Here is a 25,692-nt window from a genome sequence, read left to right on the forward strand (position 1 = left end):
CTACCCCGCCGCCAGCGCCAGCGTCGGCGACAGTCGGGACGCCCGTACGGCCGGGTAGAGACCCGCCACGGTGCCGATGGCCAGGGTCGCGGCGAAGCCGCCCGCCGCCGACCAGGGCGGCACCACCCACGGCAGCCCGCCGGCGGTGGCGTACGCGGCCACGGCCGCCGCTCCGAGGGCCACTCCGGCCAGGCCGCCGAGGCCCGAGAGCATCAGGGACTCGGTCACGAACTGGATCCTGATCTGGCCCCGGGTCGCGCCCAGCGAGCGGCGCAGGCCGATCTCGTGGCGCCGCTCCAGCACCGAGATGATCATGGTGTTGGCGACGCCGACGCCGCCGACGAGCAGCGCGATGCCGCCCAGGCCGAGCAGCAGCGTGGAGAAGGCGCCCTCCGTGGCGGCCTTCGCCTTGAGCGCCGAGGACGGGTCGCTCACCGCCACGTTCTGCGGGTTCCGGGGGTCGATCGTCGGGGCGAGCAGCCGCTGGACCTCGCGTACCGACGCGTCCGTGGAGCGCTCGTACACCGCCGTCGGATGCCCGTCGAAGCCGAGCAGCCGCTGGGCCGCGTCCCAGCCGACCAGCGCCGAGCGTTCGATCTCCGGGGCGAGCGGCAGCGGGTCGAGGATGCCGACGACGGTGAAGTAGCGGTCGTCGATCCAGACCTGACGGCCCGGCCGGTCGATGCCCAGGCGTTCGGCGGCGACGTGCCCCAGCACCACGGCCGGATAGCGGCCGTTCGCGGCGTTCAGCCAGGTGCCGGAGGCCGCCTTGCCGCGCAGTACGTCGAGCAGGCCCTCGGTGGCGGCCTTGACGGCGATGCCGCCGGTCTCGGCCTCCGGGATCTTCTCGGAACGGCGCACCGAACGCGCGAGCTCGCCGGTCGCGCCGGCCTTCTCGACGCCCTGGATGCGGGAGACGGTGCCCACCGCGTCCTTGGGCAGTTTGACCTCCTGCCCGCTGAACATGCCCTCGCCCGCCTTGGCGACCAGCATGTTCGTGCCGAGCGCGTCGAGCTGCCGCAGCAACTGGGCCTGGCTGGACGCCGAGATGCCCACCACCGCGATCATCGTCGCGATGCCGATGGCGATCCCGAGCGCGGACAGCACCACGCGGACGGGGCGGCTGCGGAGCCCGGCCGAGCCGACGTGCAGGACGTCGCGCGGACCGAGCCGGGCGGCCTTCAGGGCGGTGCGGCGGACGGTGGCGACGGCGGTTCTGGGGTGGGGTGCGCGCCTCATCCGACGACGACCTTTCCCTGTGCCGTGTCCGCGACGACCCGGCCGTCCCGGATCCGGACCTGCCGCGGCAGCCGTCCCGCGATCTCGGTGTCATGGGTGATGACGGCGATCGTGGCGCCTTCCGCGTTCAGCGTGCGCAGCAGTTCCATCACCGCCTCGCCGGACGCCGAGTCCAGCGCGCCGGTCGGCTCGTCCGCGAGCAGCAGCGCCGGTTCCCCGACGACCGCGCGGGCGATGGCCACGCGTTGCTTCTGCCCGCCGGACAGCTCGTGCGGGCGGTGTCGCATGCGGTCGGCGAGCCCCACCCTGGCCAGCGCGTCCGCGGCCATCCGGCGGCGGCGGGCGCGGGGCAGGCCGGAGTAGAGCAGCCCTTCGGCGACGTTCTCCAGGGCGGCGACGCCCGGCACCAGGTGGAAGGCCTGGAAGACGAAGCCGATGTGGCGGGCGCGCAGCGCGGAGACCTTCCGGTCGGTGAGCGCGGCGACGTCGTGTCCGGCGATCGCCACGGTCCCGGCGGTGGGCCGGTCGAGGGTCCCGACGATGTGCAGCAGGGTCGACTTGCCGGAGCCCGAGGGGCCGACGATGCCGACCAACTCGCCTTCGTCGACGCCGAGATCGACCCCGTCGAGGGCGCGGACCCCGCCCGCGTACTCCTTGACGACGCCCTTGAGGTCCACGACACGCTTCACCGGGTCGGGCCGGACGCCGCCGGCGGCGGCCGCGGCGGTGCGAGGGGCGTCGGTGTCGCCGCTCCCGGCGTCGTACGTCTCACCGGTCATCTCGCCGGTCATCTCACTGGTCATCTCGCCGCTCACGCGCTCGGCACCCCGACCTTCATGCCCTCGCGCAGTCCCCCGCCGGTGACCTCGACCCGGCCCTGGCCGAACAGGCCGAGCTCGACCCGGACGTCGCGCGTCGCGCCCTGCTCCACGACCTGGACGCCGAAGCCGCCGTCGGGGAGCGCGAGCAGCGCGTTGACGGGGACGGACAGCACGTCCTGGCGGGTGCGGCCGGTGAGTTCGACCGTGACCGGGGACTGGTCGACGCCCTTCACCTTGGCCGGCTCGTCGAAGGAGACGGTGATCTCGATCTTCGGGCTCTTGTCCTGCGGGTCGTCGCCCGCCGACGCGGTCCTGCCCACCGCGGACACCTTGCCCGGCAGTTCGGTGCCGTCCGGCAGCCGGACCTTCACACGGGTGCCGGTCTTCACCGACTCGGCTTCGGCGACGGGCAGTTCGAAGACGACCACCCGCTCGGACCCCGTCACGGTGAGCACCGGGCTCCCGGGGGTGATCCGGTCGCCGGGCGCGAGCCGGCCCTCGCCGGAGCCGCCTCCGCTCCCGGAACCGCCGCCCGAACCGGCGCCGGCGTCCTTGACGCGTATCGCGCTGCCCGCGAAGGCGATCCGGTCGGGACCGACCGTGCCGGTCTGCTTCATGTCGTGCGACTTCTGCCAGCGTGCGACGGCGGCGGCGGTCTTCGCCGTGAACTCCTCGTCGACGTCGAAGCCGGTGAAGCCGAGCGCGGCCAGGTTCTCCTCCAGCTGCCGTACGTCCTTGCCCTTGTCGCCGGTCTTGAGCGTGCGGTACATGGGCTCGTCCCCGTACATCAGCCGGACCGGCTCGCCGTCCACCTCGTAGAGCCGTCCGTCCCGCTCGACGACCGAGCCGGTCGGGGCGATCCAGGTGAGGGTGCCGCCGGCGCCGGCCGCGTTGATCTTCCGCTCGCCGAGGTGCCCGAGGGTGCCGTCCTGCTGTGAGCTGTCGCTCAGGTCCCCCCGGGTGACCGTGGCGGTCGCGGGCGGCACCCCGCGCGAGCCGGCGGCCCCGGCCCGCGGATCCTGGTCCCGGTCCGCGCTCAGGGCGGTGACGGCGGCTCCGGCGCCCGCGACGGCGACGATCGCCCCGAGGGCGACGAGCATCCGGCGCCGGCCGAGCGGGCGCTCGCCTTCGCGGCGTTCGCCGTGCTCGCCTTCGCGAACGTTCTTGCGCTCGCCTTCGCGGCGTTCGCTCCGCCCGCTCATCGGGCCACGCCTTCGCACGCCTTGGCGGCCTTCTCGAACTTCTGCATCTCCGCCCCCTTCGGGATGGGCACCGCCTTCTGGGCACCCCCGTCGAACTTCGGGTCCGGCATGTTGAAGCCGTTCTCCCGCATGCAGCGCGCGTAGGCGAGGGCCTTGTCCTTGTCGGCCTGTGTCGGCTCCTTGCCGAAGCCGGCGCCGCCCGCCTTGCCCTGGCAGGCCTTGAACGCCGCCTCCATCTTCTCCTTGGACATGCCGTCACCGCCGATGGTGATCCCGGCGCCGTTCTCGCCCGGCTTGGGCTCGGGCACGTCGAGGCCGTTCTCGCGCAGGCACTTGCGGTGCTCGAAGGCCTGGTCGGCCTTCTTGCCCTCCTCGCTCGCGCCGCTGTCCTTCCCTCCGCTCCCGGCGGAGCCCGAGCAGGCGGCGGTGAGCAGGGCGAAGGCCGTGGCCAGGGAACCGGCGGCGGCCACACGGGTCATACGTCGAATCGTCATGGCCCTGACGGTGCCGCGAAGGGATGTTTCGCTTCTCTCAGCGGTTTCGTTTACACCGGCGAAAGGTCCCTTTCGGATACACAGGGGGCATGCGTGTACTACTGGTGGAGGACGAGGCGTTTCTCGCCGAGATGATCGCCGAAGGGCTGCGCCGCGACGCGCTCGCCGTGGACGTCGCGGCCGACGGCCTCGAAGCGCTGCGGAAACTCCAGCTCGGGGAGTACGACGTCCTCGTCCTGGACCGTGACCTGCCCGGGATGCACGGCGACGACGTGTGCCGACGGGTGGTCGAGCAGCGTCTGATGACCCGGGTGCTGATGCTGACGGCGGCGGGCACGGTACGGGACCGGGTCGAGGGCCTCGGCCTGGGCGCCGACGACTACCTGACCAAGCCCTTCGCGTACGACGAGCTCCTCGCCCGCGTGCTGGCGCTGGGCCGGCGGGCCAGGCCGGCGCTGCCGCCCGTCCTGGAGCGGCGCGGGATCGTCCTGGACACCGCCCGCCGCCAGGCCAGCCGGGACGGCAGGCACCTGTACCTGTCGCGCAAGGAGTTCGGCGTCCTGGAGGCGCTGCTGCGGGCGGAGGGTGCGGTGGTCAGCGGCGAGGACCTGATCGAGCAGGTCTGGGAGGAGCACACCAGCTACCGGACCAATGCGGTACGGGTCACCCTGAGCAAGCTGCGGGCCAAGCTGGGCGAGCCCCCCGTGGTGGAGACGGTGCCGGGGTCCGGCTACCGGATCACGTCGTGAGCGGGCGTCGTTTCGCGCGCGTCGCGCTCGGCGGGGAACGCGCGCGGCTCACCGCCCTGTACGCCTGCCTCCTCATGCTGGCCGGTGCCCTGCTCACCGGGGTCGTGTACTGGCTCGTGCGGGAGGGCCTGTACTCGTCGATCAACAGGGCGGTCATCACCGCCGTGCCGGCCCAGCGGATGCAGCAGCTGCCGGACGCCTCGCAGAGCCTCCTGACCGCCACCGCGCTCCCGACCGCGGCCCTCACGAGCCCCGGCCCGAGCACGGGCCCGGACGGGATGCCGTCCCAAGGGATCGCGATCACCCGGACGGTCAGCGACGCCGCCGAGTCCGCCGCCCTGGACCGCCTCCTCACCGTGTCCGTGATCGTCCTGGCCTGTTACGCGGTCCTCTCGGTCGCGCTCGCCTGGTGGGCGGCCGGGCGGGTGCTCCGGCCGATCGCCGTGATCACCGACACGGCCCGCCGGCTGTCCGCCGCCAACCTGCACAAGCGGATCGCCCTCGACGCGCCGCCCGGGGAACTCAAGCGGCTCGCCGACACCTTCGACGGCATGCTGGGGCGGATGGAGCAGCTGGTCTCCGCCCAGCAGCGGTTCGCCGCGAACGCCGCCCACGAGCTGCGCACCCCGCTCGCCGTGCAGCGGGCGGCGGCGGAGATCGGGCTCGCCGGGGATCCCTCGCCGGAGCGGGTGGACCGGATCCGCTCCAAGCTCATCGAGGTCGCCGACGGCAGCGAGCGGATCATCGAGGGGCTGCTCCTGCTCGCCGCCTCCGACCAGGGGCTCCAGGAACGGCGTCGGGTCGCCCTGGACGAGGTCGCGCGGGAGACGGCGGCGGCCCTCGCGAGCGAGGCGGCCGAGCGCGGGGTGGCCGTCGTCGTGCGGTCCGGGCCGCTGACCGTCGAGGGGGACCCGGTGCTCCTGGAGCGCCTCCTCCACAACCTGGTCGCGAACGCGGTGCGCCACAACCTCCCCGAGGGCGGCCGGGTGGAGGTCCGGACCGGCCCGGACGGCGTCATGGTGACGAACACCGGCCCCGCCGTGCCGCCCGAGACCGTGCCGCTCCTCTTCGAACCGTTCCGCCGCTCGGCCGCCCGTACCCACGCGCCCGACGAGGGCGTCGGCCTCGGTCTGTCGATCGTCGACTCGATCGCCCGGGCCCACGGGGCGAGGGCGACGGCGACGGCGAACACCCGGGGTGGCGGGCTGACCGTCCGGGTCCGCTTCGACGGAGGCGTTTCCGGCCCCGCGTCCGGCTGACCTCGGCAGCGGCGGGTCCCGCTTCCCGGCCGGGCGGGGTGTCGTCCTGGCTCGCTGGACCAATCCGGCCGCTTGCAGGCATCGCTCCAGGAAGGGCCCGCACCGGCTGGATGTACCACGCAACGAACCGCGAAATTGGTCTAGTCCAAGTTTGGTCCAGGCCATTGACGTGCCCATGGCTACGGGGTTACTCCCTATCTCAACAGTCGTGCGTGACAAGGACGTTGACGCACTCCCCGCCTCCCCCACAGTCATTGGATCGCCATGAGACGACGTTCGCTCCGCTCGGCCCTCACCGCCGCCGTGACCGCCGTGGCCGCCTTCGGCCTGGCCACCCTCTCCTCCGCGCCCGCCCAGGCGGCGACCCCTCTCCCCGCCCGGGTCTTCGCCCCGTACTTCGAGTCCTGGACCGGCGAGAGCCCCGCCGCGCTCAGCGCGCAGTCGGGTGCCAAGCACCTGACCATGGCGTTCCTCCAGACCGCGACCAAGGGTTCCTGCACCGCGTACTGGAACGGGGACACGGGGCTGCCGATCGCCCCGTCCTCGTTCGGCGCCGACATCAAGACGATGCAGTCCCGCGGCGGCGACGTCATCCCGTCCTTCGGCGGCTACACCGCCGACACCACCGGCACCGAGATCGCCGACAGCTGCACCGACGTCAACCAGATCGCCGCCGTGTACGAGAAGGTCATCACGACCTACGACATCACCCGGCTCGACATGGACATCGAGGTCGACGCCCTCGACAACACCGCCGGCATCGACCGCCGCAACAAGGCGATCAAGCTGGTCCAGGACTGGGCCGCCGCCAACGGGCGTCAGATCCAGATCTCGTACACCCTGCCGACGACCACCCACGGCCTCGCCGCGAGCGGACTCGCGGTCCTCAAGAACGCCGTGACCAACGGCGCGCGCGTCGACGTCGTCAACCTGATGACCTTCGACTACTACGACAACGCCGCCCACGACATGGCCGCGGACACCAAGACCGCCGCCCAGGGCCTCTACGACCAGCTCGCCAAGCTCTACCCGACGAAGACGGCCGCACAGCTGTGGGGCATGGTCGGCATCATCGAGATGATCGGCGTCGACGACTTCGGCCCGGCCGAGACCTTCACCCTCGCCAACGCCCGTACGGTCTACGACTGGGCCGTCGCCAAGGGCATCAACACCCTCTCGTTCTGGGCGCTCCAGCGGGACAACGGCAGCTGCCCCGGCGGTGCGGCGGCCGACGGCTGCTCCGGCATCCAGCAGAACACCTGGGACTTCTCCCACATCTTCGCCCCCTTCACCAGCGGGACGACCAGCCCGTCCGACGACTTCTCGGTGACCACCACCCCGGCCGCCGCCACCGTCACCGCCGGCGCGTCCACCTCCACCACGGTGAAGACGGCTGTCACCGCCGGTACGGCGCAGACGGTGGACCTCACGGTCAGCGGCCTGCCCGCCGGCGTCAGCGCCACGCTCAGCCCCACCTCGGTGACGGCCGGTGGCTCCTCGACCCTCACCGTGAACACCACGGCGGCCGCGGTCTCCGGCACCTACCAGATCGTGGTCAACGGGGCGAGCCCCTCGGCCGGCCACGCCGCGGTCTTCTCCCTGACCGTCACGGGCGGTGCCACGCAGTGCACGGCCGCCCCGTGGGTCTCGTCCAGCGTGTACACCGGCGGCCAGCAGGTCTCGCACAAGGGCCACACCTGGAAGGCCAAGTGGTGGACGACCGGCGAGGAGCCGGGCACCACGGGCCAGTGGGGCGTCTGGCAGGACCTCGGCGCCTGCTGATCCCCGCCTCTGAACGGACTGGGGCCCGCCGGGAGGCGGGCCCCAGGGCCGTACCCGATCGCACCGACGGCACCCGCGTGCACCGCGCGGCAGTCGGCTACCTGGCGGCGGGGATGGGGGCGGGGGCGAGCGCGTCGAGGGACTCGGGCACGGTCTGGCCCCCGTCGACGGTGAGTGTCTGGCCGGTGATGAACGCCGCCTCGTCCGAGGCGAGGAAGCCCACGGCGTGGGCGATGTCCGAGGTCTCTCCCAGCCTGCCCAGGGGGATCGACGCCGCCATCCTGTTCAGGTAGTTCTCGCCCAGCTCCTCCAAGCCCTCGGTACGGACGTTGCCGGGCAGGACGGCGTTGACGGTGATGCCCGACGGGGCCAGTTCCAACGCGGCGCCGCGCAGGAAACCGAGCTGCCCGGCCTTGCTCGCCCCGTAGTGCGACCAGCCCGTGTAGCCGGTCGTGGGGCCGGTGATGGACGAGGTGAGGACGACACGGCCGCGGCCGGCGCGTTCCATGGCGGGCAGGCAGGCCCGGACACTGAGGATGCAGCCGCGCAGGTTGACCGCCAGGACCTCGTCGATGTCGGCCGCCGTCATCTCCCGCAGCGGCTTCTCGGGGAAGATCCCGGCGTTCGCGCACAGGACGTCGACGTGTCCGTGACGCCGTTCGGCCTCGGCCGCCATCGCCTCGACGGCGTCCGCGTCGCGCAGGTCCACGCCCGCTCCGGCGACGCGCCCGCCGGTGGCCCGGGAGAGTCGGTCGGCGACGTCACGGGCCACCCGCTCGTCCCGGCCGGTCAGCAGCACCGCCGCGCCGCGCCGGGCGAAGTACTCGGCGATGCCCAGCCCGATACCGCGCGTTCCGCCCGTCACCACGACGGACCTCTCCTGCCAGGGGGTGCTGGTCGACACGACCGTCCTCGTCTCTCGTGATCGTCGGAGGTCGGCGGGGCGCGCCTTCCGCTGGGAACCTAGTCCGCGAGCGGCCATGGCGTACGTCCCTCTGCCGACGGACCACCTGATGAGGTGAACGGGTCTGTACGCCCGTGGCGCCCGAGGCCGCCGGCCGTCTCCGACGAGACGGGTCCCAGCTCCTCCGGCCCCTGCTCAGAGGTGGCTGTCGAGGAGCTCCCGCAGCTCGGCGGAGGTCAGCGGTCCGGTTCCGTGCGCCACCGCTTCTCCTCCCTTCACCAGGACGTAGGAAGCGGCCGTGGTGATCCCGTATCGCTGGGTCGCGGCGGGGCAGCGCGTGATGTCGGTACGGACGGCCGTCAGGCGGCCGGTGTACTCGGCGGCGATGCCGGCCACGACGTCGTCCATCGCCCGGCAGGGCTCGATCGCCTTGGGCCACGTCCCCGTGAAGTACGCGAGGACCGGAACCTCGCTCATCCTGAGGATGAAATCGAACTCCGCGTCCTCACGGGGTTGGTGAACCCGCTTCGCCATGGATACTCCTGACCTCGCATTCCGTCACTTCACCCCCATCATCCCCCGCGCCGCGTGTCGCTCGCCCTGCCGGGCCCGCGGGGGTCGGCAGGGCGAGGTGTCCGGGGAAGCCGTCAGCTGTCGGAGCGGAAGGCTCCGTGGACGCGCAGGTCTCCTTGGACGGAGATCTGTCCGTCGTTGGTGTGCATGATCCAGGTGTCGTCGTTGCGGACGGACAGGTGCCCGTTGGCGTTCACCTTGCCCCGGAACCTCGACTCGCCGAAGACGCGGAGCATGCTCTTGGTGGTGAGGTCGCCGGCGACGACGGCCTCTCCGCCGGCCAGCACGTCGCCTTCGGCGTCGAGACGGCCGTGGACGATCAGCCGGGGCGGGCCGTCCTGCGTCTCCAGTACGTCGTCGACGGTCAGACCGCCCTCCAGGTTGAGCCGCTCCTTGACCCTGGCCCGGTGGGTGACCAGGTCGTTGAGGTCCGCGGTGCCGGCCGCGACGGTGCCCCACTGCCGGTCGCCGGCCCCCTGGAAGACGTTCAGCCCTGCGGCGGGGAACTCGATCCAGCCGTCCCCGGTCGTGCGGCCCTGCACCCATGAGGTGTTGATGCCGGTCAGGTCCGCCTTGTCGGCGGCGAGGGTGCCCCAGTCCTGGGTTCCGTCCTTGCGGACGTTCACCCCCGACTGCGGGAACTCGATCCAGCCCTTGCCGCCGTCGACGTCTCCCACCCAGGTGGTGTTCACACCGTTCACCCGGATCCGGTCCGCCGTGACGACGCCCAGGTCGCTGCCGGAGCCGTGGCCGACCGTGATCCCGTCGGCGGGGAAGCGAATCCACCCCGCGCCACCGTCACGCCCCCGTACCGACGGGGTGGAGACCCCGGCCGTCGCGGTGACGCCCTCGAACTCGGGGCTGCGCACGTGCACCGTGGTGGTGAGGTAGTACCCGGGCTGTTGCGGGCTCTTGGGGCTGGCGATCAGGATGTACGTGGCGTCCCTCTTGGGCTCCTCGCCCTGCTTCGGCGACCAGTGCCAGGGCCCGGAGGTCTGCTGGACGGGCTGCGGCCCGCCTTCGGGGCCTTGGATCGTGTACTGGAGGTCGTCGGGGCCGTCCCACCGCAGGGTGACCTGATCCGTCGCCCCCAGCAGGGTCTGGTCCGCACGGAAGTTGCGCGGGACGCGGGAGGCTCGTTTCAGCAGGCTCAGCGTGACGAGGTGGTCGTTCCTGGCGCCGCGGCCATGAGAGTCCTCCGCCATGGACAGGCGTACCAGCCCCTCCTCGGAGGAGACGGGAAAGCCGGTCAGCTCGATGACCAGGACCTCGCCCTTCCTCAGGCGCACCCCGGAGAGCGCCTCCAACCGGTAGATCCCGGTCGTGCTCTTCCAGTCCTCCGTGAGGCCGACCGAGGAGCTCAGGGTGCTCCCGGTGAGGTGGGCCTTGATCCTGTCGGGGTGCGCGGTGAGATGGGTGCTGCCGCTGCCGAAGGGAACGGTCAGTTCGAGTTCGTAGAGGGTGACGGACCAGGCGTTCGGATTCGAGACGATGATGTGCACCGCCCCCGGGGACTCCTCGTCCTTGCCGCTGCCGGACACCTGAAGCTGCCCGGGGTCGGTGAGTATCTCGTAGTGCAGGTTGGCCATGGCCACTTCCCCCTCGTCCACTGCGCGGGCGCTCCCCACGGGCGCGGTCCCCGCCGCCCCAGCCCTGTCCCGCGCAATAGGTCGAGAACCCCTGATCTTTCATGAACGTCCGAAACCGTGCAGCATTGACCGATTCATGACGAGAAAGCACATATCATCCTCGAAAGGATGATCGAACAGGGCAGCGGGGGCCGAGGGATCGGTCAGGCCCCGATGCCTACGGACGAGACGTAGCTGTACGCGTTGTAGTCGGAGTCGAGGTCGCTGATGACGTCGTCCCAGATCTCGTCCACGGTGGCCTGGTCCTGGGCGGCCCAGGCGTCGACGAGGTCGCCCCAGACGTAGCGGACCGTGATGGAACGCTGGGAGAGGCCGGGGCGCAGGCGTTCGGCGGGTACGTGGCTCTGGTCGACGGGGTAGATCTCCATCCGGCGGCCACGGCCGCCGTTGTCCAGGTGACGCTTGAGCCAGCCGGAGCGGATGAGGTTCTCTCGTCGGCGGAACCAGTAGGCGGAATCGATCCGCTCGCGGTTCGCCGCGGTAGGGGTGACCTTCCCCTTCGCCTTCATCCACGACCGGACCGTGCGCGCGGACACGCCCTGCCCCGCGAGCGCGGCGCGGCCCGCCGGGCTGTCGAGGTAGCGCAGGCGGGCGACGAGTCCACGTTTCGAGGTGATCGGCGAGGAGATTCCGGACGAGTAGACGATCCGGTTGAGCTCCAGGATCAGGGCTTCGCCGCCCTTCATTCCCTGCGCATTGAATTTGCGGAATTCGCCCCAGCGGGACCACAGGTCCGGAGATCCGACCATCAGCGCTTACCCCCGAGAATGTAGGTCTGCTTTTCCTTGACCTGATTCAGCTCCCGGCCTTCCGGGAACACCGCGTGCCAGTCGCCCGTGACGTGAAGTTCGTCCGTTCCGGAGATTTCCACGATCTGGAGTCCGGCCTTGTGGGCCTTGTGCGCCTTCATCCAGAGATTCGCGAACGCCTTCGAGCGGATAATGTGCATCCAGTCCGGGCGGCGGATTTCTCGGTTCGCGCTGGATTCGCCGATCGTCGACACGAACTTAGAGTACATGGCCTTCACGTAGGCCACGGCCAGTTCATCGCCATTCGCCAGGGCCGTTTTCCGGCTTTCTGCGAGAGCGCGGCGCATTTTCTCCAACAGCGCTTCCGAGGCTCCTGAGACGAGGGACCGGTGGATGACCGGGGCGTCGGTGAGGCCCTGGCGGGCGCAGTCGAGCAGGAGGCGGAGCGTGGACTCGGTGACCCACAGCTCGCCCGGTTCCATCCGGGCGCCGAGCGGGCTGGGCAGGTCGTCGTGCTGCCAGTCGGCCGGGGTGACGAGGTGGACGCCGGCCCTCTTCGGGTCGTGCACGCCGCTGGTGTCCTCGCGGAGCTGGCCGATCGGCAGCCAGCACTTGAGCGCCGAGAGGTAGGCCGCGTTCATGTCCAGCGCGGTCACCTCGATCCGCTCACCCTTCTTCGCCGCGGCGAAGAGCTGGGGGTTGCGCCACTTCGGGCGGCCTTCCCAGATGTCGTCCGCGCCCTTCTGCGACTTCTTCCGCAGGATCTCGGCGGTCGGCGGGAACTCCGAGTGCTCGTACCGGCCGCCGACCCGCGAGGCCTTCAGCAGCGTCATGACGTCCGGGATCGCCGCCTTGATCAGCTCCGCCTGCGCCATGTCGACATCACCGGAGCATGCGGCCAGGACCTCGTGTACCCGGTCCGTGATCTGCTCCACCAGGGTGCCTGAGGCGTACCCCGGAGTGTTGCGCTGCGGGCGCGCCTGGGCCCGCTCCGGCCCCGGCGGCCCGTCCGCCGGGGCGGGCTCGGGCATAGGGGTGGGGGTGGGAGTGGGGACGGGGACGGTCGCAGGGGCCGGCTCGGGCTCGGGGGCGGGAGCCGGCTCGGGCGCGGGGGCGGACTCGACTCCTGCGGCGCCGGCGACTGCCGCCGCGCATTCCTCCGCGGTCAGGTGCTGGGGGAAACCATCCAGTTCGAGGGAGGCCGGCTGCCCGCACAGGACGCACGGCTGCCCTGGCGCGTCGGGGGCGGGCGACTCGACGGCCGGGGGCTCGGGAGCGGGAGGCTCGGGAACGGCGGGCTCGGCAACTGGGGATTCGGGAGCGGGCGGCTCCGTGTCCGGCTGTTCCGAGGCCCCCGGCTCACCCGTCGGCGGCCCGCCGGTGAGCAGCTCCTTGGCCGGAGCCTCGGCGGGCTGCACCCGGGTCGGCGGCGGTGCCACGGCGAGTGCTTGCGCACCCGTCTGGAGGCTCGGCGTGGCGCCGTGCAGCACGCCCACCGCGTGTGTGGGACCGGCCAGCAGGTCGAGGGGGTGCAGCCCGTAGTGCGCGGCGAGCAGGTCCACGTCCTCCAAGGACCAGTGGGACTTGCCGCCCTGCTTGCGCGAGACCTGGGCCTGCGACTGCCCGAGGCCGGTGGCCAGGTCGCCTTGCCGTTGGCCGGTGCGCGTCATCAGCGCGGAGACCGTGAGCCTGAGGACGTCTTCCGTACCCATCATGGCGTGACACTAACAAAACCCGTATGCGACTTCCGCATTCAGGATCTGAAACACGCATCACTCCAGGGCAGCCTCCCCGCTCCCTGTGTCAGGAGACGAGTCGGGTCTCCACTTCGGTCAGTTTGACGGTGGACAGTCCGCCGCGTTCGGTCGTCACGTCCGTGACCTCCAGCTGGGTGCCGGGGGCGAGGATGTACTCCTCCTCCCCGGTGAACGCGGAGAAGCTGCGGATCCCCACCGCGCGGGCGGGGGTCACCTCGAACAGGGTGCGCTTGCCGCGGCTGCCGAGGAAGGCCCGGGCGACGCTCAGCTCCGAGGTGCAGGACGAGACGCCCCACCAGGTCACGGTCTCGCCGACCGGGTACTGCCGCCGCAGGTCCAGGCCGACGCCGCGCCACAGCGGGCGGTCGTGGGCGGGGAGCTCCGAGACCGCGGAGAACAGCAGGCGCAGATACGGCAGGTAGGGCAGGACGCGGCTGCGGTCCGGGGAGCGCAGGACCGCGTTGATGTTCCGGTAGAAGCCCGACTCGCAGGTGTAGAGGTAGAGCGCGGCGATGGTGTCGGCCGACAGGCCGGCCCCCGTCTGCTCGTCCGCCCGACGCTTGCCGAAGTCGCGCGAGCGGTCGATGTGCCGGGCGAGCCCGGACAGTACGCCGGTGACGGGGGCGACGGCGTCCTCGAAGGGCATCAGCGGGGTGTCGAACACTCCGGTGACCGGTGGCAGGACGTGGCCCTCGTCCTGGACGCTGGTGAGCCGCTCCAGGTACAGCTGGTGGAGCTCCATCGTCGAGGCGATGAAGGCGCCCATGCGCGCGGCCACTCCGGTGTCCGCCGCTCCCCCGCCCGCGCCGGCGGCGGCTGGGCCGGTCGGCTGCCGGTCCCAGCCCTTGCTCGGCAGCCAGTCGATCGCCTCGGCACCGAGCGACCGAAGTGCGTCGTTGACCGTGGTGAAGTGGTCGCCCTCGCAGAACAGGTCACCCTGTGCGGCCGGGTTGGCGTGGTCGATGTGCCGGACCTCGACGCCCGGATACTTCTTCTGGAGGCGCAGGACGGTCCGCTTCAGGCTGCGGGCGTGGGCGCCCCACCAGGCGAAGACGACGCCGCGGTCCTCCTCGTCCACGGCCTCCTGCTTGGCCCTGAGGATCTCCTCGACGATCCGCTCGGCCACCGGGCGCCAGAATCCGGTGTGCTGGTCGGTGCCCATGGCGCCGTCGGCGCTGGCGGTCAGCGAGGCGTTCAGCAGCAGTACGCCCTGCGTGAGCATCGCCTGGAACCACTCGGGCGGCTGGACCGTGTCCCGTTCCTTCAGCAGGGCGCGGACGTCGCCGACGGGGGTCTTCTTGGGGATGCCGTACTTCCACATGGCCGCTGCCTTGATGAGGCAGCGGATGCTGACGACCCGTCCGAACTGGCTGTCCTTCCAGTCGTTGAAGGTGTTGTCGAACATCGCGATGCCGGTGGCGCTCTCCGGCCGCGGGTAGGGGTTCTGTCCGAAGGCGACGACCTTCCACTTGTGCGGCGGATGCGGCTTGAGCGCCTGGAAGGTGAGCTCCCGTACGGGCACGACCTGGGAGCTGCGGCCCGGGCCGATGAACGTGGCGGCGTCCTGCCGTGCCTCGATGACCGGCTTGAGGACCGGGAGCCAGGGCTCTCCGCCGCCGGTGAACAGGCCGGTCAGGCCGAGCGGGTCGTTCGCGTCCGGCTCCGGCGCGGCGGGAGACGTGGCGGGCGTGGGCGGGGTGGCGTCGCTCATGGCGGAGGAACTCCCGGGGGTCGTCGGGTCTGCGAGGGGAGGCGGGCCCGCGGTCGGCGCGGCGGGCCCGGCGTCAGCGGCGAAAGGAATGCCCTTTGGGCGGCGTGATCCGCACCCTCGTCGTGGCCGGGGCCTGCTCGATGCCGGCGAGCTGGGCGGTGATGGTGGCGCGCAACTCGTCGTCGTCCTCGAACCAGTGGTCGTGGAAGAGGGTGTAGCCGGTCCACATCAGATTCGCGCAGACCCGGGCCGGCACGCCGCCGGTCCGCGCTCCCATCCCGACCAGCGCGACCGAGCGGATGCTGCCCGGCTCGCGCCGGTTCTGCCGGTGCACGGCCTGGAAGGCAGCCGCGCAGGCCATCGCCACGTTCAGGGTCTCGCTCACGTTCTGCGAGGAGGCCACCATCGTCGGCGTCGAGATCACGAAGTGCGGGACGGCCGCCCCCGACGGGACGCACACGGCGCTGCCCACCGGCATGCCCCCGGCGAACCGCTCCTTGATCGCCCGCTGTACCCGCAGCTGGATGCCCGCCCCGAGATGCCGCTTGATCACGGCGTCGACCCCGCCGTCCATCCTGCCCGCCGCGTTCGTCGGCGTGACCCACGCGTCCACGTGCTCGTCGAGGATCGAACCCCGGCGGATCTCGATGCCCGGCGTGTCGGCGAACGCCGCCCGCCACGCCTTCACCACGCCCTCGTTGACGTCCGTCAGAACCACCCTGAGCGTCGTCTGCGCGCAGCCCTCAGCCATCACTTATCCCCCTGTCAGGAACAGCTTCTTCCAACACCTCCGACGCTAGTGGGCACCACTGACAACGCCCCCGAGCCGAGGCGGAGCTGACCGGCCCTCACCCCTCTCGGGTCTCTCGGGGCGGTGGGATCCCGGAATCCGGGTACGCCGAAGGGCGCCCGGCACCGGCTTTCGCCGGGCCGGGCGCCCTCGGTCCCGCTCGGTCACCGCGCGTCGTCGCGACGCGTCCGGCTCAGCAGGTGACGGTGCCCTTGCGGATCGCGTGGCCGCCGGTGTTGCCGTCGTCGGCCCAGTAGACCGGCTTGACGCCGCCCACGCACTCGTCGGCGCCGGCGAGCGCGAAGCCCTCGTTGTTCAGGTCGGCCATGCCGCTCGGGCGGTTGTGGACGCCGGTCAGGGCGAAGCTGCCGGAGGCGCCGATCTTCATCGTCCGGTGCTGACCGGAGCACGTGTCGTCGCAGACCAGCCACAGGCGTGCGGCCTGCGGCTCCCACTGGAGCTCCATCACACCGGCCATGCCGCCGGCGATCGTGGCGACGCGGGTGGCGGTGCCGCCGTCCTCCAGAACGTACCCGTAGACCGATCCGGTGCCCTCGACACCGACGAAGAACACTCCGCCCGTGTGGGCGCCGAAGCGGCTGGGGTCGTAGGCCGCGCCCGTCGACTCGTCCTTGAAGCCCGCGGCGGTGAGGGTGGCGTCGGGGATCCAGGTGATGGCCTCGAAGCCCGCGTTGGAGCCCACGGACGGCAGGCCGGCGGTCAGGTTCCACTCCTTGGTGGCGGTGAGGCCGCTGCCGCTGCCGGTGGCGACGTCGTAGCGCAGCACGGAGAGGCGGCTGGTGCCGGACGCGTCGCCGTTCCGCTCGCTCGCGACGTACGCGCCGCCCGTGGCGCCCGCGCCGGTCAGGGTGACGGCCTCGCTGTCGGGCGTGCCGGAGCCGCCGGGGAACCGCAGGCTCTTGCCGGAGGTCCAGCCGTTCGCGGTGTCCGGGCGCCAGCCGCCGGAGCCGTCACGGACCAGGCGCCACAGCTTGCCCGAGTTCTGGGCGCCCCACAGCACGGAGCCCTCCTCGTACAGGCCGCTGAGGTCCGAACCGAACACGTTGGAGCCGTCGGCGGTCGCCACCGTGCTGCCACCGGGCCAGGCCTGGGGCCCCGTACCGCCGCCGGAACCGCAGTTGTTCGGCGCGCCGAGCGTCAGGGACGCCTGGCCGAAGGCGCCGGTGCCGTCCGGGCAGCGCGACCAGGACGGCGCGGAGTGGCTGCTCCAGGTGAAACTGTCGACCAGGGTGCTGCCACCCGGCAGGTACAGGCGGGCCTTGTCGCTGGAGCCGAGGCCGAACGACGCGGAGACGTCGAAGGCGCGGACCGCACCGGCCGCGAGCGTCGTACCGGACGGCACGGTGAACTTCGAGCTGTTGTTGTCGTCCTTGAGGATCCAGCCGGAGACGTCCACGGCGGCCGTGCCCTTGTTGAACAGCTCGATCGAGTCGTTGACGCTGCCGGTCGTCACCACCTCGTTGATGCGGATGTCGTCCGCCGGGGCAGCCTGGGCCGTGGGCGCCGTCATCGCCACGGCGGCGGCCATGACGGCGCCTGCGACGGCCAGACGCGACCGGACGCGCCGGATGGGAGCGGGGCGACGACGCCCGCCGGGAGCACGCACTTCGAGCACGATGTCCGTCCTGGTGGAAGGGGAGCGGTAGGAGGTCGAGCGAGACGAGGGTCCCGGCCGATGCCGAACTCCGGCCGGCATCGGCCCGCTCACCGTGTGAACGCGTGCCGAACGGAAGGACTGCGGGCGCCGGACATCCGGCCTTGAGAGGAAGCGGCTGACCGCCGTGCCGCCCGTTCAGAAGTCGACGGCGTCGCGGATCAGCGGGCAGGTCATGCAGTGGCCGCCGCCGCGCCCGCGGCCGAGTTCGGCGCCGACGATCGTGATGACCTCGACGCCCGCCTTGCGGAGCAGCGTGTTCGTCTGGGTGTTGCGGTCGTACGTGAAGACGACGCCCGGCTCCAGGGCGACGGCGTTGTTCCCGCTGTCCCATTGCTGCCGCTCGGAGGCGTACACGTCGCCGCCCGTCTCGATCACGCGGAGTCGTGGCAGGCCGAGGGACTCGGCGACGACGTCGACGAAGCGGGCGTCGCCCTCGTCGGTGATCTCGACGCCGGGCGCCTTGTCGCCGGGACGGAGCGAGAAGGTGTGGACGGCGTCCATGATCGTCGGGTAGAGGGTGACGATGTCGCGGTCGGCGAAGGTGAAGACGGTGTCCAGGTGCATGGCCGAGCGGAGCTTCGGCATGCCGGCCACGACGACCCGCTCGGCGGTCCCGTTCTCGAAGAGCGCGCGGGCGACCTGGGTGATGGCCTGGCGGGACGTGCGTTCGCTCATTCCCATGAGGACGACGCCGTTTCCGACGGGCATGATGTCGCCGCCCTCGAACGTCGCCTGGCCCCAGTCCCGCTCCGGGTCGCCCCACCAGACGGTCGAGCTCCGGTAGTCCGGGTGGAAGGTGTAGACGGCCTTCATCAGGAGGGTCTCGCCGTGCCGGGCTGGCCAGAACAGCGGGTTCAGCGTGAGCCCCCCGTACAGCCAGCAGGTGGTGTCGCGGGTGTACAGGGTGTTGGGCAGCGGCGGCATCAGGTACTCGCGGCCTCCGATGCCCTCCCGGGCGAGTGCCACGTACCCCGAGCGGAAGTCCTCCGGCAGGTCCGCGGTGGACAGTCCGCCGATGAGGAACTCGGCGAGGGCACGGGGTGCGAGGGAGTCGAGGTAGGCGCGGGTGTCGTCGACGAGCCCGAGGCCCACCTCGTTGGGCACGATCTTCCGGTCGAGGAGCCATGACCGGGCTTCGGGGATGGCCATGGTCTCGGCGAGGAGGTTGTGCAGTTCGACGACCTCGACGCCCCGCTGGGTGAGTTTGTTGACGAAGTCGGCATGGTCGCGCTGGGCGTTCTCCACCCACATCACGTCGTCGAAGAGGAGGTCGTCGGAGTTGGTCGGGGTGAGCCGGCGGTGGGCGAGTCCCGGGGAGCAGACCAGCACCTTGCGGAGCCGTCCGACCTCGGAGTGGACGCCGAGCGGGGCCTTGCCTGTGCCGGTCGCGGGGGTGGTCATGGGGAGCCTTTCCGGTGGAGTGGCGGCCGCGTGGCCGGACGGGTCAGAGTTCGATCCAGTCGGCGGCGAGGGCGACGACCCCGAGGACGGCCCCGACGACGGAGACGGCGCAGATGACGGCCTCCTTGGGCGAGAACAGCCGCCGGTTCTGCTCGCGGCGGGCCTTGACGAACAGGAACGTGGCGGGGGCGTAGATGATGAAGGAGACGAGGACGAACTTGAGCCCCGCGGCGTAGAGGAGGAAGGCCGTGTAGAGGGTGGCGACGGCAGCGACGACGAGTTCCCGGCGGGTGGTCCGCCCCTTCACCTTCTCCCGTTCCGGTCTCAGTGCGATCTTCACGGCGAACGCGGCGGCCAGCAGGAAGGGGATCAGGCTGAGTGCGCTGGTCAGGTCGAGGGCGAAGTTGAACGCGTCGTCCGAGAAGGCCGTGACGACGAGGACGATCTGGCTGAGGGCCGTGGTGAACAGCAGGGCGGGGACGGGCACGTCGTCACCGCTGGAGCGCCCGAGGAAGCGCGGCATGTCCTCGTCCTTGGCCGCCACGAACAGCACCTCCGCCGCCATCAGCGTCCAGGCCAGATAGGCGCCGAGGACGGAGATGATCAGGCCGACGCTGACGAACGCCTTCCCCCACGTGCCGACCGCCGCCTCCAGGACGCCGGCCATGGAGGGCTGCCGGAGCTGGGCAATCTCGCTCATCGGGAGGATGCCGTACGACACGATGGTGACGGAGGCGAAGATCGCAAAGACGCTCAGGAACCCCAGCACGGTCGCCCGCCCGACGTCCTCTCGGCGCTTGGCGTGGCGGGAATAGACACTGGCGCCCTCCACTCCGAGGAAGACGAAGACGGTCGCGAGCATGGTTCCGCGCACCTGGTTGAACAGGGACCCCGCGTAGTCCGCGCCGCCGAAGTTGTCGGCGAACACGGACGGTTCGAAGAAGACGAGCGCCAGGATGACGAAGACGATGATCGGCACCAGCTTGGCGACGGTCACGATCCGGTTGATCGCCGTCGCCTCCTTCACGCCGCGGCGGATGAGGAGGAAGAAACCCCACAGGCCGACGGAGGACAGGATGATCGCCAGGGCCGTGTCACCGTCGCCGAGGGCGGGTGCGATCGCGCCGATCGTGGACATGATCAGCACCCAGTACGTCACGTTGCCCACACAGGCGCTCGCCCAGTAGCCGAAGGCCGAGAAGAAGCCCAGGTACTCGCCGAAGCCGGCCTTGGCGTACGCGTAGACGCCGGCGTCCAGGTCCGGTCGCCGCACCGCGAGGGTCTGGAAGACGAAGGCGAGCATCAGCATGCCAACGCCCGCCACCGCCCAGGCGATCAGGGCGCCGGCGACGCCCGTCTCCTGGGCGAACCGGCGGGGAAGGGAGAAGACGCCGGCGCCCACCATGGATCCGACGACCATCGCCGTGAGCGTCAGCAGCGTGAGCTTGGCGGTCGGTGGGGACTCGCCCGGGACGGCGTCGGCATGCTGGTCGGCATGGGTCATGGCGCACCTCGTGGCGCCGCGGGGGCCGCAGCGGGTCCGCCGTCGGCCTTGCGCCCACGGCGGACCGACCGCCCTCATCACGCCCGTGTTCGAAGCTGACGGCAGGCGCCGGACCGGCCGCCTGCCCAATGGATCAAAAATCTATGCCGATGCACACCTTTTGTCCTGCCGAGTACTCCGTCTGACGGTCCCGGCGGCCCCTGCGCGTCACCGGTCCTCACGACCGGCGGCGGCCGCCAGGTGGTCGCGGAACCAGCGGTGCGCGGGGTCGGTCGCGTTGCGGGGGTGCCAGGCCATGGCGAGGTCGAGGGGCGGCAGGTCGAACGGGAGCGGGAACGTGCGCAGGCCCAGCGCCTCGGTGGTGCGGGGCAGCCAGTCGGCCAGGGTGAGCGCGACGAGGTCGGTGTCCCTGGCGAGCATCATCGCGCTGGTGTGGCTCGGTACGACCACGGCGACCCTGCGCCGCAGCCCTTGTTCCGCCAGGGCGTTGTCGATGGGGCCGTGGCGTTTGCCGAGCCGGGAGATGCCGATGTGGCCGACGGCCGCGAAGCGGTGGGCGTCGATCTTCCCGTCGAAGAGGGGGTGGCCGCTGCGGGCGATGCCGACCAGGGGGGTACGGGAGAGGGGGCGGGTCTGGATCTCGGGGTCCAGGTGGCCGAGGACGCCCAGTTCGACGTCGACCGCGCCTTGCCGGAGCGCGGGCCCGCCCTCCAGCGCCTCGGGCAGGAAGACCACGTCCACGTGAGGCGCTTCGGCGTGGATCCGGTCGCTCAGGGTGCCGGCCAGCCCCGCGAGGAGCAGGTCGGCGGCCTGGACGGTGAAGGTGCGCTGGAGGTGGACGGCGTCGAAGCCGGCGCCCGGGCGGAGGAGGCGGTCGCAGCCGCGCAGCAACACGGCAACCTCCTCGCGGAGTTCGAGGGCGCGCGGGGTCGGGACCATCTGCTGCCCGGCGCGTACGAGCAGGGGGTCGCCGACGGCGCGGCGGAGCCGGGCCAGGGTGCGGCTGGCCGCCGCGGGGGACGTGCCGAGCCGCTCGGCGGCGCGCGTCACGCTGTTCTCCTGGAGCAGGGCATCCAGGGCGCGCAGCAGGTTGAGATCCACGTGTCCACACTCCTGAGCCGCATTCTTGCGTTTGCGGCAATGATGGGATGCCGATCTTTGCATGGCCGTGGAGGGGGCTCCGGGCCGAGAGTGAGGGGGCATCCTTCCCCCCTTCCCTTCCTCCCTTCCTCACAGGAGTCCTCCATGCTGCAGTCCCCCCGCGCCGGCCGGGACGGCGATGTCCTGGCCGTGGTCAGCCAGAGCGGCCCGACCGTGTCGTTCTTCGACGCCGCCTCCGACCGCTTCCTCGGGGCGGTGGAAGTCCCCGCCGAACCGCACGAGTTGTGTTTCGACCCGACGGAGCGCCTGCTGTGGTGCACGACGGCGTACCGGTCGGGCTACTACCACGCCAACAGCGGCCGGCGCACGGAACTGACGGTCATCGACCCCGATGCGCGCCGGGTCGTCGAGGTCATCGACCTCGCCCCCGAACACGGCCCGCACGGCCTGGCCGTGGACACGTCTCGGCGCCGCCTCTACGTCAGCGTGGAGGGTTCGGCGGACCGGCCCGGCGGTGTGGTCGTGATCGACACGGCGACCCGCCGCCCCCTCGGCCGGATCGACACGGACGCGCCCGGCCCGCACTGGTTCGCCATCGATCCGGCGGGGACGACGGGCTACGCCACCAACAAGGAGGCGCCGTTCGTCTCGGTCGTCGACCTCGAACGGGGCGTCCTGACCGGGAAGGTCGAGGTGCCGGGCAGCGAGGGGCTCGCCGTCGCGGCCGACGGCGCTGAGGTCTTCGTCGCCGCGCCCTACGCCGGCTCCTTCTCCGCCGCCGAGGAGCGGCCGGCGGCGGGCATCCGGGTGATCGACGCCGAGGCGGCATCGGTCGTCGACGTCCTGCCGACGGAGAACGTCGTCCTGCCGGTGCATCTGACCTCGACGGGCAAGCTGCTCGCGGGAGAACTGCGCATGGAACCCGACCCCGCGTCTCCACTCGGGCGCCACGCGCCGGGACGCCTCACGGTGTTCCGCGCCGACACCCGCGAGCGGCTGGGTCAGGTCGAGGTGGGGCACTTCCCGCTGACGGTCACCTCGTCGCCCGACGGCCGGATCGCCTATGTGGCCTGCGTCGTCTCGTCCACCGTCGACGTCGTCGACCTGGAGACGCTGCGGCCCCTGGCCCGGCTGGACATCGCCAGGCTGGCGGAACCCGGCGCCCACGGCCTCGCCTACATCCCGGGCCCGGTCCCCCACTCGGCGTCAATAACTGTCAGGAAGCTTTACTAACGACTGCCGGCTCGGGCAGTATGGCGCGCGTCATCGACATCAGCCCCAACTCCCCCTCTGGAGGCGGTACATGACACGCCGACGCGCGTTCCCCGTAGCGATCGCGACCCTGGCGGCCCTCGCCCTGTCCCTGCTCGGCCTGCTCTCCCCGCTGTCCACCGCCCAGGCGGCGGCCTCCTGGACGCTCAGGTGGTCGCCGGACGCCGCCACCGACGGGCTCGGCGCGTTCGAGACCGTCGAGGACGACCGCGCGGGCTCCCATCCCGGCGGCGCGCCGCACATCAAGGTCGCCGGGGACGCGTACCGGTTCGACATGCACACCGTCGACCGCGACTCGTACGACGACCGGCAACGCCAGGAGGTCACCGGCAACCGCACCTCGCCCTCCGGTTTCCTGGAGTGGCGCCCGGGCGAGACCTGGCGGGTGACGTACTCGATGTACATCCCCAGCTCGCTCATGGCCACGACGACCTTCACCCACATCATGCAGACGAAGCAGCCCGGCAGCGGCACCTCGCCGATCACGGTGACCTCGCTGCGCCGGGTCAACGGGGTGCAGACCATCGAGCACAAGATCTTCGACGGCGACATCCTGGTCGGCCGGACCAACCTGGAGCCGCTGCAGAACAAGTGGATCGACATCGAGTACGAGATGAAGATCGGCGACGGCACGGCCGGTTCGGTGCGCTGGGTGGTCAAGAGCGGCGGCACCACCGTCGTGGACGCCACCAAGACGGGCGTCGACACCTTCCTCGCCGACCGGGTCCGGCCCAAGTGGGGCATCTACCGCTCGCTCGGCGACACGTCCGGCTCGCTGCGCGACACGTATCTGCTCCTGAAGAACCTGAAGGCCTACCAGCTCACCGGCAGCGGCGGCGGCACCGAGAGCCTGCTGTCCCAGGGCCGCCCCGCCACGGCCTCGTCCACCGAGGCCGCCGGCTTCGAACCGGGCAAGGCCGTCGACGGGGCGGGCACCACCCGATGGGCGTCCGTCGAAGGCGTCGACCCGCAGTGGCTCCGCGTCGACCTCGGCGCCCCGGCCGCCCTGTCCCGCGTCCGGCTCGAATGGGAGGCCGCCCACGCGAGCGCCTACCGCGTCCAGGGCTCCCTGGACGGCACCACCTGGACCGACCTCCACACGACCACGACGGGCGACGGCGGCACCGACGACCTGACGGTCTCCGGCACCGCCCGCTACGTCCGGGTGTACGCCACCAAGCGGGCCACGGCGTACGGCTACTCCCTCTGGGAGTTCAAGGTGTACGGCACCCCAGCGGCGTGAGCCGCCGGTGAACGGGCCGCGCCGGGCCCCGGCCCTGACCCCCGTGCGGCGCGGGGGTCAGGGCCGGCAGCCGTACGCCGCGGCCACCTCCGCCAGTCCCTCCAGACCGCCGTCCGCGCCCGGGCCCTCGTCCACCCGGGCGAGCAGGAGCACCCTGGCGGGTACGCCGGCGGCCGCGTACGCGGTGAGCCGGTGGTGCCCGTCCAGGACGGCGCCGACGAGCCAGCGCTCCTCGCCCCCGCCCTCCGGAGACCGGTCGTCGATCCAGCCGAGGGCGACGGCGGCGGGCCGCTCACCCGCCGCTACGGCGGCCGTGTGCCGGGCGACGGTCACCGGGTCGAGCGCCTCCGGCGGCTGCGAGGGCAGGAGCGCCCCGTACGTGCTCGGCACCCGGCCGCCCGGGACGGGTGCCGTGAGCTGGAAGTGCGCGACGCCCGGCCAGGAGCCCTCGGGAGGCACGCCGTACGCGGGGTCGTCGGCGTCCTCCGGTTCGCGGTCCGCCGCGCGGCGATGCCACCAGGACCGGTCCGGCTCGGTGACCCGCTCCAGCGGGAGGTCGAGCAGGAGGGCGCGGTAGTGACCGGTCCTCAGCTCGCCGAGTACGGGACTCCACTCGTCGAACAGGGCGGCGTCGAGCCGGTCCAGGCCGGCCAGCCGCTCGCGCATCCGGGCCGCGACCCGGTGCGCCCGATCGTCCGGCCAGTCCAGCAGGGTCAGGCCCAGCTCGCAGGTGTCACAGATCGAGCCGACCCGGTACAGCGGCTTCCGGTCGAACGTCAGGGAGCGGTCCCAGCGCGGCCAGGAGGATCCGGGCGTCGGCGGGTCGTAGGCGACCTGGATCCGGCCCGCGCCGTCGTCCACGGAGAAGCGGGCCCAGGCGCCGGACTCCACGACGACGTCCCCCACCACCGCCGGCGCGCGCTCGGTACGACCGTCGGCCCAGGCGGCGCGCACGGCCGCCGCGTAGGCCGCCCCGCGCGCCCGCTCGGGCAGCAGCGGGTCGCGTTCGGTGAGCCGTACGAGGGCGTGGTGGACGTCGAACACCCGCTCTTCGCCGCTGTCGGCCAGCCATCGCAGCAGGTGCGGCACGGCGGCCGGATCGCCCATGAGCTCCAGCGCGACCGCGAACGCGCTGTGGTCGAGCCGGTTCGCCTCGGGCAGTCGCTGGGCGATCGGCACCGTCCACTCGCGCGCGCCGAGTCGGCCCAGGGCGAGGGCGACGCGGCCGTGCGGGGCGTCGGGGTCGTCGAGGAGGGCGCCGAGACGGGGCGCCAGGGAAAGGTCCCCGGAGAGCCCCATGGCATCGACGAGTTCGGGCGGGACCGAGCCGCCCGTGCGCGCCTCGTCCCCACGTCCGGCGCCGTCCGCGCGGTCGCCGTCGTCACCGCCGCCCCCGTCGTCGCCGTCGGACTGTGGCACGGTCTCGGCGTCGGCGAACGCGTGCAGGAGGGCCGCCGGCAGCCGCAGCCCGCGCGACACGGCGGTCCCCAGCAGGTCCCGGCGGTCGGCGGCGGTGAAGGACGGCTCGGCGAGCAGGCGCAGCAGTACCGCCCCGCCGGGTTCGCCGAGGATCCGGAGGAGCCAGGTCAGGTGGCGGCGGACGTTCCCCGGCTCCAGGTCCGACCGGTACAGCTCCTCGACCGCCTCGGCGAGACCGTCGGGACGGTCGGCGCCCAGCGCCTCCAGCGCGGTCCACGGGTCGGTGGCGCGCACCGCGGCGCGGAGGCGTGTCCGGACGGTCTCGTGCTCGATCATGCGGGCAGTATCGACCACCGCCCGACGGCACGGCGGCGGCGGGGTGACCGCCGTGCGCC

21 protein-coding genes and 1 pseudogene are annotated in these 25,692 nt (G+C 72.0%); 6 read left to right on the top strand and 16 right to left on the bottom strand.

From position 1 onward, the window contains the following. Genes AB0Q96_RS17675 through AB0Q96_RS17690 form a run of 4 tightly spaced genes read right to left on the bottom strand, consistent with a single transcriptional unit; the run spans window position 1 to window position 3,756 of the window. A complete protein-coding gene (locus AB0Q96_RS17675) occupies window positions 1-1,239 on the bottom strand; it encodes an ABC transporter permease (RefSeq protein ID WP_365326342.1) in 1,239 nt (412 codons plus the stop codon). Continuing rightward, window positions 1,236-2,054 (bottom strand): ABC transporter ATP-binding protein, encoded by an 819-nt coding sequence (locus tag AB0Q96_RS17680; RefSeq protein ID WP_365326344.1) that lies wholly within the window; start codon window positions 2,052-2,054, stop codon window positions 1,236-1,238. The genes AB0Q96_RS17675 and AB0Q96_RS17680 overlap by 4 nt, the downstream gene beginning before the upstream one ends. Then, entirely contained in the window at window positions 2,051-3,262 is a 1,212-nt protein-coding gene (locus AB0Q96_RS17685; RefSeq protein WP_365326346.1) for a peptidoglycan-binding protein, read from the bottom strand. The genes AB0Q96_RS17680 and AB0Q96_RS17685 overlap by 4 nt, the downstream gene beginning before the upstream one ends. Continuing rightward, complete coding sequence (locus AB0Q96_RS17690; RefSeq protein WP_365326348.1) at window positions 3,259-3,756, bottom strand: hypothetical protein; 498 nt, start codon at window positions 3,754-3,756, stop codon at window positions 3,259-3,261. Before AB0Q96_RS17690 ends, AB0Q96_RS17685 begins: the two co-directional genes overlap by 4 nt. Window positions 3,757-3,845: 89 nt before the next feature. Here AB0Q96_RS17690 and AB0Q96_RS17695 point away from each other — a divergent pair, with 89 nt between their 5' ends. From AB0Q96_RS17695 to AB0Q96_RS17705, 3 genes are all read left to right on the top strand, one after another. Then, a complete protein-coding gene (locus tag AB0Q96_RS17695; protein ID WP_365326351.1) occupies window positions 3,846-4,505 on the top strand; it encodes a response regulator transcription factor in 660 nt (219 codons plus the stop codon). Between the two features lie 74 nt (window positions 4,506-4,579). Continuing rightward, window positions 4,580-5,764 carry an ATP-binding protein gene (locus AB0Q96_RS17700; RefSeq protein WP_365326692.1) on the top strand — a complete coding sequence of 395 codons (1,185 nt, stop codon included), beginning with the start codon at window positions 4,580-4,582 and terminating at the stop codon, window positions 5,762-5,764. Window positions 5,765-6,028: 264 nt separating this feature from the next. Continuing rightward, entirely contained in the window at window positions 6,029-7,546 is a 1,518-nt protein-coding gene (locus tag AB0Q96_RS17705) for a glycosyl hydrolase family 18 protein (RefSeq protein WP_365326353.1), read from the top strand. A gap of 97 nt (window positions 7,547-7,643) precedes the next feature. Here AB0Q96_RS17705 and fabG read toward each other — a convergent pair whose 3' ends face one another. From fabG to AB0Q96_RS17760, 11 genes are all read right to left on the bottom strand, one after another. Then, on the bottom strand, window positions 7,644-8,450 hold the full coding sequence (gene fabG / locus AB0Q96_RS17710) for a 3-oxoacyl-ACP reductase FabG (RefSeq protein WP_365326355.1): 807 nt from the start codon (window positions 8,448-8,450) through the stop codon (window positions 7,644-7,646). A 195-nt stretch (window positions 8,451-8,645) separates the two neighbouring features. After that, a complete protein-coding gene (locus tag AB0Q96_RS17715) occupies window positions 8,646-8,984 on the bottom strand; it encodes a thioredoxin family protein (protein WP_365326356.1) in 339 nt (112 codons plus the stop codon). Window positions 8,985-9,097: 113 nt separating this feature from the next. Next, on the bottom strand, window positions 9,098-10,612 hold the full coding sequence (locus tag AB0Q96_RS17720; protein ID WP_365326358.1) for a hypothetical protein: 1,515 nt from the start codon (window positions 10,610-10,612) through the stop codon (window positions 9,098-9,100). Between the two features lie 203 nt (window positions 10,613-10,815). Further along, window positions 10,816-11,421 (bottom strand): hypothetical protein, encoded by a 606-nt coding sequence (locus tag AB0Q96_RS17725; RefSeq protein WP_365326360.1) that lies wholly within the window; start codon window positions 11,419-11,421, stop codon window positions 10,816-10,818. Further along, window positions 11,421-13,136 (bottom strand): acyltransferase, encoded by a 1,716-nt coding sequence (locus tag AB0Q96_RS17730; protein ID WP_365326362.1) that lies wholly within the window; start codon window positions 13,134-13,136, stop codon window positions 11,421-11,423. Before AB0Q96_RS17730 ends, AB0Q96_RS17725 begins: the two co-directional genes overlap by 1 nt. An 88-nt stretch (window positions 13,137-13,224) precedes the next feature. Next, the gene (locus tag AB0Q96_RS17735; protein ID WP_365326363.1) at window positions 13,225-14,889 is read right to left on the bottom strand and encodes an ADP-ribosyltransferase domain-containing protein; all 1,665 of its coding nucleotides are present in this window, start codon (window positions 14,887-14,889) and stop codon (window positions 13,225-13,227) included. 73 nt (window positions 14,890-14,962) lie between these two features. After that, a complete protein-coding gene (locus tag AB0Q96_RS17740) occupies window positions 14,963-15,640 on the bottom strand; it encodes a macro domain-containing protein (RefSeq protein ID WP_365326365.1) in 678 nt (225 codons plus the stop codon). A 232-nt stretch (window positions 15,641-15,872) separates the two neighbouring features. Continuing rightward, window positions 15,873-17,228 (bottom strand): lamin tail domain-containing protein, encoded by a 1,356-nt coding sequence (locus AB0Q96_RS17745; RefSeq protein ID WP_365326367.1) that lies wholly within the window; start codon window positions 17,226-17,228, stop codon window positions 15,873-15,875. Between the two features lie 264 nt (window positions 17,229-17,492). Continuing rightward, entirely contained in the window at window positions 17,493-18,758 is a 1,266-nt protein-coding gene (locus AB0Q96_RS17750) for an arginine deiminase (RefSeq protein ID WP_365326369.1), read from the bottom strand. 43 nt (window positions 18,759-18,801) lie between these two features. Continuing rightward, on the bottom strand, window positions 18,802-20,262 hold the full coding sequence (locus tag AB0Q96_RS17755; RefSeq protein ID WP_365326371.1) for a basic amino acid/polyamine antiporter: 1,461 nt from the start codon (window positions 20,260-20,262) through the stop codon (window positions 18,802-18,804). A 207-nt stretch (window positions 20,263-20,469) separates the two neighbouring features. Continuing rightward, complete coding sequence (locus AB0Q96_RS17760; protein ID WP_365326373.1) at window positions 20,470-21,363, bottom strand: LysR family transcriptional regulator; 894 nt, start codon at window positions 21,361-21,363, stop codon at window positions 20,470-20,472. Between the two features lie 144 nt (window positions 21,364-21,507). Here AB0Q96_RS17760 and AB0Q96_RS17765 point away from each other — a divergent pair, with 144 nt between their 5' ends. The 3 genes and pseudogenes from AB0Q96_RS17765 to AB0Q96_RS17775 all read left to right on the top strand — a co-directional run bounded on the left by AB0Q96_RS17765 (window position 21,508) and on the right by AB0Q96_RS17775 (window position 23,878). Beyond that, window positions 21,508-22,596, top strand: coding sequence for a YncE family protein (locus AB0Q96_RS17765; protein ID WP_365326375.1), 1,089 nt, complete (start codon window positions 21,508-21,510; stop codon window positions 22,594-22,596). Window positions 22,597-22,666: 70 nt separating this feature from the next. Then, window positions 22,667-23,458: pseudogene (locus tag AB0Q96_RS17770) on the top strand (Tat pathway signal sequence domain protein); the annotation flags it as partial. Between the two features lie 30 nt (window positions 23,459-23,488). After that, the gene (locus AB0Q96_RS17775; RefSeq protein WP_365326694.1) at window positions 23,489-23,878 is read left to right on the top strand and encodes a discoidin domain-containing protein; all 390 of its coding nucleotides are present in this window, start codon (window positions 23,489-23,491) and stop codon (window positions 23,876-23,878) included. A gap of 57 nt (window positions 23,879-23,935) precedes the next feature. On the opposite strand, the gene AB0Q96_RS17780 is transcribed toward AB0Q96_RS17775, so the two are convergent. Then, on the bottom strand, window positions 23,936-25,633 hold the full coding sequence (locus AB0Q96_RS17780; RefSeq protein WP_365326377.1) for a hypothetical protein: 1,698 nt from the start codon (window positions 25,631-25,633) through the stop codon (window positions 23,936-23,938). Between the last annotated feature and the right edge of the window lie 59 nt (window positions 25,634-25,692).

Origin of the sequence: Streptomyces sp. NPDC093111 (assembly GCF_040683955.1) — a bacterium.
Taxonomy (GTDB): Bacteria; Actinomycetota; Actinomycetes; order Streptomycetales; family Streptomycetaceae; genus Streptomyces.